Consider the following 9419-nt stretch of genomic DNA (forward strand, 5'->3'; position numbering starts at 1 on the left):
TGTTGATCCTGGCGTTGTGCTCCTCAAAGAACGGTAGCACGTCTTCGTTGAGAACATGCACGGCGGTTAGGGGCAGCTTGTTAGTGTAGAGCCTGCCCCAGGCATAGCGGGAATAGCAGTCGATCACCGACTGCAGGTAGATCTTAGTGGGCGCGAATCGGGTCGGACCAAGCCAACCTGCTGACATTTCACCAATTACACCTCAATTCAGGAGAATTTTCACCCTTAGAAGCGCATTTTCAGGGTCATAATTGAACAGTTAACAATGGCATATGAAGAAGGGTGGTCCCGAGGGGACGCTCAATTCTATTTTCCTGATGGCGCGAAAAGGACAACGAACAAGGAACCCCTTCCAACCTTTCGAATCGATTAAGAAAAGCCGAAGGCCAGAGGAGTCATAATCATGAGACGCGCCCCCAAAATCCTCTTCCTGATCCTGATGACCATCGTCCTGACAACCATGTGCGGCTGTGGCGGAAGTGGAAGCTCCGGCAACGGCAAGGGTACCGGGAGCCTGACCGGCAGCGGTAAATAGAAGGGATGGGGGCCGTGTAATGAGCAGAATCATTCCATTGATTGTTGGCGCGGTTCTCTTTTGTTTTTCAGCGGTCAGCTACGCGTTGCCGGATCATTTACCGTTGAGCAAGGATCTTACGGTCCGGCTTTCAGCCCTCAGCGCCCAGGGAGAGTTGCAGACAGTGGCCGAGGTGGTGGCCAGGACCGACGCGCTCGGCAAGATAGCCTTTGATTTTCCGACGGTTCCATCTTCGGCAACGACACCGTTCCTGCATATCCGGATCATGGACGGCGAGAATGTGTTGCGGCAGGCGATCGTGCCGAGCCCGCAACCCGGCGGGACCGTTGATGCGGGCGTGAGCGAGGTGACCGATCTGCAGGCGCGGGCCCTGCTGAAGGCCACGGCCCTGTCGGGCAGGCTGACGCCGGTGCACATGCTGGTTGCCCATACGCTTCTGCGAACGCCCACGATCAGCACAACGGATGCCGAAGCCATAGGTTCCGCCATTGTGGCCGGCGCCGATGCCCTGTTCGCTGTCCTGGCAACGGATGGCCTGAGCTCCGACCAGCACGCCGCATTTCTGGGGTCACTGAGAAACGGATTGGCCGATGCCGCGGGGATCTATCGCAAATCGGTCGATGATTCGATTGTGTTCGATCAGAACGTCGAGGCATACCGGCGGGGCGAGGCGTATGCGGTACTCCTGCAGTCGTTGATCGACGCGGGCATTGATGCGGGAATAAACCTGGAAACCGTCTCAACTGCTTTTGCGGCGGCCGGAGCGGCAACAGAGGCGACACTGGAGAGCAATCCCGCTGTCGGGGCTGTTGCGAGGGCAGGCATGCGGCTGGGGTACGTCACCGGCATGTTGAGTCTGAGCAATTACAGGTCGATTCGGGAGCTGGTTGCCGGCTTCAGACATGCCGGTTTTTCGCCGCCGAGGTTTTCCAGACTCCATTCCGTATTCGATCTGGTGTGGCAGGACACAACCACCAGCCTTAAGGCAGCGGATCGTGACCTGCTGGCAAGCTCATCGGAAAACGACCTCCAAGGATTGAGAATCCAGGAATTCAATGCCGCAGCAAGACAGGATCTGCAAGGACTGAAGCTTGCGTTTGAAAGTTATGATCTTCGCACAATTCCGGAGTCTGTTGAGCTCATGCTGGAAATCACTTCGCGCATGGCGGGCCAGGGTGGGGTAATGGCCGGCATGACTCCTGAACACCTGATGGAAATTCTTGGGAGATCGACATCGGCATCTCCGGAGTTGCCCCCCGTGCCGGTTGACGTGCCAACCCTGACGCCCTACGAGTTGGCGGCCTGGGCATATATTCACACGGAGCCCGGGTTTGCGTATACCCCGATTGCGGGACTCATCGACCAGCTTGAGAGCAAGCCGACGGCCACCCCTCAGTTCGACAGACTGGCAGAGCCCTACAAATCCCTGGCATTGCTGACGTACGATCTCATTTTGATCAGCAGATTGTATTGGCAGGAACAGCAGGATGCCCAAACCGCCCTTGAGGCGAACCAAACGGATCCGCCACGCTGGCACCCCCTTGCCACTGTTCGGCAGATATCTGAAAACAATCGCCAACGGTTGGCCCTGGCCCGCCGGCATATATCCGGCGTATCACCGGAAGCGAAAGACGCCTTGATCTATCTGGTACATGAGAACCGGTTCGTCAGGTTTTAGGAAAAATGTGAGGAGAACACGTGATTCGGGTCGGACCAAGGCAAGTCCCCGATATTTAAACAATCATACCTCAATTTCGGAAGATTTTTACCCTTAGAGGCGCATTTTCAAGGTCATAATCGAGCGGTTAACATGGCCATCATAGTGGAGTTGGAGGGGCTGTCTTTCAAGCTGATCGGAGCGGGGTATATCGTTGCCCACGGTTTTGTGCAATTCAAGGTATCGTCGCCATTTCTCAACAGAACGTACTGCTCGGACATGGCGGACCATGATGAGGATGCGCCATTGAAGTGGTATTCCCTTGTCACGAGAAAGACCGCCAGCAGGTTGATCGTGTCGGGCTCGATGAAACGGGCCGCGGAGCAGTTTGTCAGGGACCTTGCGAACAGCGGGGCTCAGTAGCGCGTGAATGGCCGGGCAGGCGAGGAAGGTGAACGCCGAAGCCTGCAAATCCGCCCCCTGCCTCACCCCCCGGAGGACGAAATGCCGGATAAACCCAGAAAACCCTGGCTTGCAGGTGTGCTGACCCTGGTCACCAGAGGGCTGGGCCATCTGTACGCGGGCTATCCCGTGAGAGGCCTGATCCTGTTCGGCATAGAGCAATTCCTTGTGTTCGCGTTTGCCGTTGCGGCCAGTATCTATACGCCGGATCGCTATCTGCTGGTCCTGCTCGTCATCATCAGCCTCGCGTTCAATGTTTTGTGCATTGTGGACGCGGTTGATATGGCGAGAACACACAAAGATCATTACGAGACGGCCAGGTACAACCGATGGTTTGCCTATGTAGGCTATGTGCTGGTTCTTTCGGCGGGCGTGTCCACCGTGCTGTCGGGAGCGATCAAGTCTTACCTGATACAGGCGTATCACATCCCGGCCGCGTCCATGGAAGATACCCTGCTGATCGGCGATCACATTCTCGTGGATCAGCGCACGGCGGCACGGGAGCCGAAGCGGGGCGACCTGGTGGTGTTCGCGTATCCGGAAGATCCCTCGAAAGAGTTCGTCAAGCGCGTAGTGGCCGTTGAGGGGGACACCGTCGAGATCAGGGACAAGGTTCTTCTCGTGAACGGCTCCTCCGTGCCCGAGCCGTACGTTGTGCACAATGAACCGACCATGATTCCCGCAACCGAGAACCCGAGAGACAACCTCGCTCCCGTGATTGTGCCGGCGGGATCGTATTTCACAATGGGTGACAATCGCGACCGGAGCTACGACAGCCGCTTCTGGGGCTTCGTGCCCAGTGAGAACGTGAAAGGGACCGTGAGGAGCATTTATTGGTCCTGGGATCGCACGGCACGTGCCGTGCGCTGGGACAGGATCGGCATGAAAGTCCTGTAGCGCGGGGCGCTGCGAAGGCCCCAGATCCCGGCCCGATATACTCACCCCGCCGGCAAGCGCCGGCAGCGCGTCATGTCACGCCAATTCAACCGGATACAAGGGAGTTGGCAGCCTTCCATCCGGAATAAAACTTTTACTAACCCGGTATCCCGGCAGTTTTGCCCTGCCCCTCCCATCGTGGACGCCCAGAACGAAACCCGGCGCACCGTGGAGCAGTGGAGTGTTGTCCACGCACAGTAAGCGGCTATCCCTTAATGATACGGCACCAGCTTGATGCCCGCGTCATCTGCGCTGACTATTCCCCCGACTATGTTGGTCACGGATGAAAACCCTCTCTGAACGAGGAATTTGCTGACTTGGAGCGACCGATTGCCCGACCTGCATACAATGGCAATCTTATCATTGGGATTAACGCGTTTTTTCAATTTAGCCAGGAAGGCTTCCGCATCGTACTGCTTGTCCTCATTGAAAAATGTCAGACAGAGAGAGCCTTTGATAATCCCGGTTTCCCGCCACTCTTTTTCGGTGCGAATGTCTATTACGCGAACTCCCGAATTCAAGAGCACCGGCGTCAGGATGGACTGATGGACATTGATCGCAGCCACAGCCACTGTAACCATCAGCATGATAACGGTAACCATCAGCATGACAACCCTTGCTTTCATGAAACACCTCTCTTGTTAATCCGTTTACCGTGAAGCGGGCAACCATTGGTAAACAAGTTGTGACAACGTGCCGAGCCAGCCGCTGAATAAAAGTACGCCAACGATCATCAGGAGAACTCCGGTAAGAATCTCCATGAGCCTGACATGCATGCGAAATCGTCTGAAAAAGCCCATAAAGCCGTGCAACAGCACCCCCGAGATCACAAAGGGGATGCCCAGGCCCGCCGCATAGGCGGCAAGAAGAAACACGCTTCGCGATGCGGAGTCCGCCGTGCCGGCCGCCATGGCAAGTATGGCCCCCAGGATGGGGCCGATGCAGGGTGTCCACCCGGCTGCAAAAGCCAGCCCAACAAGGAACGTACCCGCCAGCCCGCTCGGTTTGTTGCGGATCTGGACACGTTTGTCCCCCAGCAATGCTCCGAAGTGGAACACGCCGCTCATGTGAACGCCAAACAGGAAAACCAGAATTCCTCCGGCCCGTTGTAGCCAGATCATCCCGTCATGCATAAGCGACTGGAAGGTGGAAGAAGCGATGCCGGCAAGAGCTCCCAGGCTGATGAAGACAACGGAAAAACCGAGGACAAACGTCACGGAATGGACCAGAACGATCAGGCGGACCCTGTTGCCGGGATGGGCATCCTGCAACTGGCCGAAGGAAAGCCCGGTGATGTAGGTAATGTATGAGGGGACCAACGGCAGCACGCAGGGGGAGAAAAAGGAGAGAAAACCTGCGGAGAACGCAATCCAGAAGGTGATGTCGGAACCAATGTTCATTTACTCACCCCCGGACCAGGGCTTGCAGATAGCGAATGACGGTAGGGTCATCCCAGGCTATCGCCCCCTTCACCCGATCCCTGACAATCCCGTTGCGGTCAATGACGAAGGTGTCCGGCAAGTTCCTGACCCCATACCGTAGCTGTGCCTGCTCAAGGGGATCGCTGAGCATCTCGAACGCAATAGGCGCCGTACGATACCTGTCGGGGAATTTCTTTTCGACATTGACCGCCAGGACGACCACCTCACCCCGGGGAAACAGCTTGGCCAGCCGATCCATGGAGGGCATTTCCTCCCGGCAGTAGGGGCACCATGAGGCCCAGAAGTTCAACAGTACGATCTTGCCGCGGTACTGCCTCAGAGTTCTGGACTCGCCCCTGGCAGTTACAAGGTTGAGATCCGGGGCAGGGGAACCGACCACAGCCACACCGGCAACCGCTTTATTCGCTGCTGGTTTCGGCGCCGGATTCGACGCGGCCATGGCATACGGGGCCAAGGCCAGCAGGCAGGCGCAGAGATAAGGTATCAATCGCAACATCGTAAAACTCCTCAGGGCCACAGTTGGCTGTGCCGGCAGTCCAGCCGGAACCGGCAGGGATCTTCCCGGGCCGGCTGACCTGGCAGGCAGACAGGCTGTCTGCCCACCAGCTTTTGCAGTGCTGGAGGGTACTGCCTGTGAGGGGATCCGGTTTCAACTGCTTGCGTCTGGGACGTGGCACCAGGCGGCAGCGCCACGCCCGTGTTCAACGGCAATCTCCTTCGCGCAACGACTAGAAGGAGTATTTCAGCCAGACCTGGGCAAAGAAGTCATTCTTGTCCCTGCCCATGATCTCTTCGGCGGCATCCCCGGGAATGCCGACACCGGTGCCGACATGGGCGAACAGGTTTTTATTGATCGGTACGTCCACGAACAGGTTGACCTCCTGGGACCAATCATCGGAAGAGGTCGGAGTGTACAGGTAATAGTTCTTGTCGAGCTTGTGCTGCAGGTAGTGCAGCGACACGGCAACGTTCTCCGCCGGGCTGAAGCCGGCCTCGATCAAGGTCGACTTCTTGTTGGAGTTGGGCAGGTGCAGTTCGCCGGTCACCTCGCCGATCACGAACCGGTTCCAGGAGGCAAAGCCGCTGAACATCGGGTCGTAGTCGCGGGCCTTGTTGTCGCCCGGCTTGTCTTCGCCGGAGAAGTAGAAATACGAGCAGCGCAGGTAAGGCGAGTAGGCCACCGGCAGATTGTAGGTCAGGCTGGCAAAGCCGCCGAAGGCATCGCGGTCCCGGTCAATGTCGTTGAGGGTTCCGGCGCTCCCCTTCTGCAGCACCCCTTCGGCCTCCACCACCAGCCCTCCCAGGGTCAGGTGCGTACCCAGGTCATAGGCAAGGGTGTCGTTCCCTCCCGCGACCACGCCGTCCAGGTACTCGCCGGTGTAGTCTATGGTCTTAGTGCTGTTGTCGAACTTGCGGTAGGCGCCGCCGAAGACGTAATTGCCCTCGTTGAAGTTGTAGTGCAGGTTCAGGCCGGCCAGTTCCACATCCTTTTTCGGCCCGACCTTGAAGGTTTCGTCCCACTTTTTCGCGTAATTGTTGGAACGGGCCCAGAACAGGGTTGAGGTGAGCTTGCCGAAATCGCCGTCAAGACGCACGGCAAAGGGGAAGCTGCCGTGGAAGTTGAGCCAGAGGGCCTGGTCCTGCTTCTCGCCCCCGCCGGCAACAACCAGCCAGTTTTCCAGGCGTATGTTCTGGCGCCCGAGGGTGAGGCTGAACGGCCCCCCGTAGATCTCGCCGAAACGCATCCAGGCCTGGTCGACTTGCAGATCCCCCTGGTCTTTGGCAATTCCGTAGGCATCGGTGCCGATGGTCTGGGTGTAGAAAGGAGCGAATTGCGCCTTGGTCTTGGCCCAGCCGAAATCCTTCTCGGCGGTCAAACGCAGGGTGGTGTAAATTTCTCCCCACTGTGTTTGCGTCTTGGTGGAATTATGAGCGCCGCCGATCGGGGCTCCGTAATACGGATTGCTGTCGTAACGGTAGAAGAGGTTGAGGTCCATCCCGATGGAGAACTTGTCGAGGACGTTCCCGATCTCCCCTACCGCCACGTCGGCGGCGGCAGGGGAAACGGCCAGCAACAGGCCGGCCATGGCACCGAGTATGTGTATTCGCCAGGTTTGCATGGAAATCTCCTTCGCAATCAATCAGTTGTACTGAACATCCAATCTGCGTGCAGCCGTCAGCCGACGGAAAACGGTACCGCGGCAAAAAAAGCCCTCAGACAGAAGGCTGACCTTGCTGCCTGAGGGCATGGCACAAACGTTTACTTGCTCAAGGCTTTCTCGATGTTGAAGGGCATTGCCTGGTAGCCGGTGGCATTCATGATCTGAATTTCCACGGAAGGCTCTTTTGCTCCCCACTTGAATTCATTGATGAACGGATTGGGGGCGGTCGTAAATGCTCCGGATTTCACGTTGAAATCCGCGCCGGCAGTTGCTGAATAGGCAAAAACAGAGTTCTTGTCAGGTTGGTATTCGGTCAGCGACGTCACAGGACTGAACCAACCGTATCCCCTGTCCTTGCCGTATTCCCAAACCTGCTCGACAGTCATTTTCTTCTGGTCGATCTTGTAGATAACGGCACGGGAATACTTCATGCTCGGGAGGGCCGGTTGCTCCATGCCACGGGCATCGCCATTGTCAAAGGCGCTCACATAGATGATGTCACCCTTGCTCTTGCTGTCGATTTTAAAGGCAGTATGCTGCGTCCAGGTCCAATCGAAATCGCCTTCGCACTTGCTGTTTTCACACGCAATCTTAGCGCCTTTGGCATCGACGGGCGTGAGCACCTTCCCAACGAAGTCACCCTTCCACCCTTCCGGGCTCCCCAGGATCCACTTGACCTTCTTGTCCCGGCCGATCTTTATGATTGCAGACTGGTGGCGGGAGCTGATGATGATCGAGTCGTCCTCTTCATCGTAATCGACACTGTTGACATGGGCCCAGTTGCGTCCGGGGCCACTTCCGACGATATCCCCGAAGTGATCGTTCTTGTCCATCTTGGCGAGATCATCGGCCGTCAGGGTGTGGCCGGCCTGGCTGGCGTCAATGTTCAGGCAGACCGCCCCCTGGTCGAGAACCTTGAGGACCACGTCCCGGTACGAATCCAATATTTCGAACAATCTCCAGTCATCGACAACATTCCCGTTGGCATCCACCTCAAGGATTACGTCGCGGACCGTTCTGACATTCTTGCCGTCAGGGCGCTTGTAGTTGGCGCTGCCGACCCGCAGCAGGAAGTGGCCGTTCTTCATGGTTTCCATGGAGTGTGAAAAATCATTGTAGCCATTGGGGAGTCTGCGGTTGAATATCTCACGCCCCATGATGTCGTATTTGGCGTATCTCTGGCCGTATCCCCAGCTCAGGGCTCCGTCGTCGTTCTGCTTGAAGCCCATCATGACGCCGCCGTGGTAGATGCTTTCAAGGTCATAGATGGGGTTGGCGAACATGTACCAGCGAACTTCGCCCTGCGTATCGATAATGAAGTTCTGGGGGGCAAAGTTCCACTCCAGGGCGCCGCCGACCGGGTTGTTCCAGACGACCTTGGTGCCGTTGCCGCTCTTTTCTGCCAGGTTGTTGACAAAGTAGAGTCTGTCGGCAAACTCCTTATCCACTTTAGTTACCTTCACATCCCTGAAAAAAGCGCCCTTTTGGAAAATCGTACCGTCGGGGTCGCTATAAAGAGGCGGGGCGTAGATGGTGTACGACTCTTTGATCTTCTCCGCTTTGCCGCCATAGTGCTTGACATACTCCACGTTTACCGTGTTGGTGTAATCTGCATACAATCCAAAGACAGGAATACCGGCGTAGTCTTTCAGGCGAGAGGCTGCGACCCTATAGGAAATGGTCTGGCCACCCTTTTTGGGCACGATGGTGACGCTCGCATCGGAAATGGTGTAACCTCCGTCCTTGATAATCGCGGTCAACGGGGCAATTTTATAGGGGTTGATCTGGACCTCCCCGATTTGGCCCTGTATTTCATAGTCAATCTTTGCCCCGCTGGCCCCGCCAATGGCCAAGGCCATAGTCGGGACTGCAGCGCCGAGCATGGCAGCGCACAACACGAGCCGCGCCATTTTTCCGGTTTTCAGCAGTGCTGCTTTTGGTCTATTCATTCCCGTGTCTCCTTTTGATGTAGTTTGCGGCTGCATGCCGCTCTTCTCGCCCAAGGCCGTTTGCCCGGGGTCTGTTACGCATGTTTTCCCGTGCACGCAAGGCGTTCGGTTGCTTCTAACGAGCGGCGCTTGCGCCACAGGGTAAGCAGCCAGCATGCAGCGGCAACGGCGAGCACCAGCAGGCAGATGCCGAAGGTGATCAGGCAGGCCTGCGCCATGTTCATGAAATGCGAGGGCGGCCACAGGTACCAGCCATCCTGGTAGAAGTCGGTGATT

General features: G+C 57.0%; 9 protein-coding genes and 2 pseudogenes. 4 read left to right on the top strand and 7 right to left on the bottom strand.

The window, feature by feature from the left end; all coding sequences use genetic code 11:
- Positions 1-145, bottom strand: a pseudogene (locus AC6CDK_RS17005) (IS481 family transposase); the annotation flags it as partial.
- 258 nt (positions 146-403) lie between these two features.
- On the opposite strand from AC6CDK_RS17005, the gene AC6CDK_RS17010 reads away from it, so the two are divergent.
- From AC6CDK_RS17010 to lepB, 4 genes are all read left to right on the top strand, one after another.
- The gene (locus tag AC6CDK_RS17010) at positions 404-535 is read left to right on the top strand and encodes a hypothetical protein (protein ID WP_082833151.1); all 132 of its coding nucleotides are present in this window, start codon (positions 404-406) and stop codon (positions 533-535) included.
- Between the two features lie 19 nt (positions 536-554).
- The gene (locus AC6CDK_RS17015; protein WP_192906031.1) at positions 555-2213 is read left to right on the top strand and encodes a hypothetical protein; all 1659 of its coding nucleotides are present in this window, start codon (positions 555-557) and stop codon (positions 2211-2213) included.
- A gap of 132 nt (positions 2214-2345) precedes the next feature.
- Positions 2346-2615 (top strand): hypothetical protein, encoded by a 270-nt coding sequence (locus AC6CDK_RS17020; protein ID WP_192906030.1) that lies wholly within the window; start codon positions 2346-2348, stop codon positions 2613-2615.
- An 81-nt stretch (positions 2616-2696) separates the two neighbouring features.
- Positions 2697-3551, top strand: a complete 855-nt coding sequence (gene lepB / locus AC6CDK_RS17025; RefSeq protein WP_192906029.1) for a signal peptidase I — start codon at positions 2697-2699, stop codon at positions 3549-3551.
- Positions 3552-3802: 251 nt separating this feature from the next.
- Here the strand turns inward: lepB and AC6CDK_RS17030 are convergent, their stop codons facing one another.
- From AC6CDK_RS17030 to AC6CDK_RS17055, 6 genes and pseudogenes are all read right to left on the bottom strand, one after another.
- Positions 3803-4216, bottom strand: coding sequence for a rhodanese-like domain-containing protein (locus AC6CDK_RS17030; RefSeq protein WP_066357858.1), 414 nt, complete (start codon positions 4214-4216; stop codon positions 3803-3805).
- A 24-nt stretch (positions 4217-4240) separates the two neighbouring features.
- Positions 4241-4990, bottom strand: coding sequence for a cytochrome c biogenesis CcdA family protein (locus AC6CDK_RS17035; RefSeq protein ID WP_066357862.1), 750 nt, complete (start codon positions 4988-4990; stop codon positions 4241-4243).
- A gap of 4 nt (positions 4991-4994) precedes the next feature.
- Positions 4995-5528: a peroxiredoxin family protein gene (locus AC6CDK_RS17040; RefSeq protein WP_192906028.1), complete on the bottom strand. Its 534-nt coding sequence runs from the start codon at positions 5526-5528 to the stop codon at positions 4995-4997.
- Between the two features lie 232 nt (positions 5529-5760).
- Positions 5761-7152, bottom strand: a complete 1392-nt coding sequence (locus tag AC6CDK_RS17045) for an alginate export family protein (protein WP_066357867.1) — start codon at positions 7150-7152, stop codon at positions 5761-5763.
- A 140-nt stretch (positions 7153-7292) separates the two neighbouring features.
- Complete coding sequence (locus tag AC6CDK_RS17050; protein ID WP_226048569.1) at positions 7293-9197, bottom strand: aryl-sulfate sulfotransferase; 1905 nt, start codon at positions 9195-9197, stop codon at positions 7293-7295.
- A gap of 20 nt (positions 9198-9217) precedes the next feature.
- Positions 9218-9419 (bottom strand): annotated as a pseudogene (locus AC6CDK_RS17055) (protein-disulfide oxidoreductase DsbI); the annotation flags it as partial.

The organism is Geobacter sp. PheSNFMC, assembly GCF_059620965.1.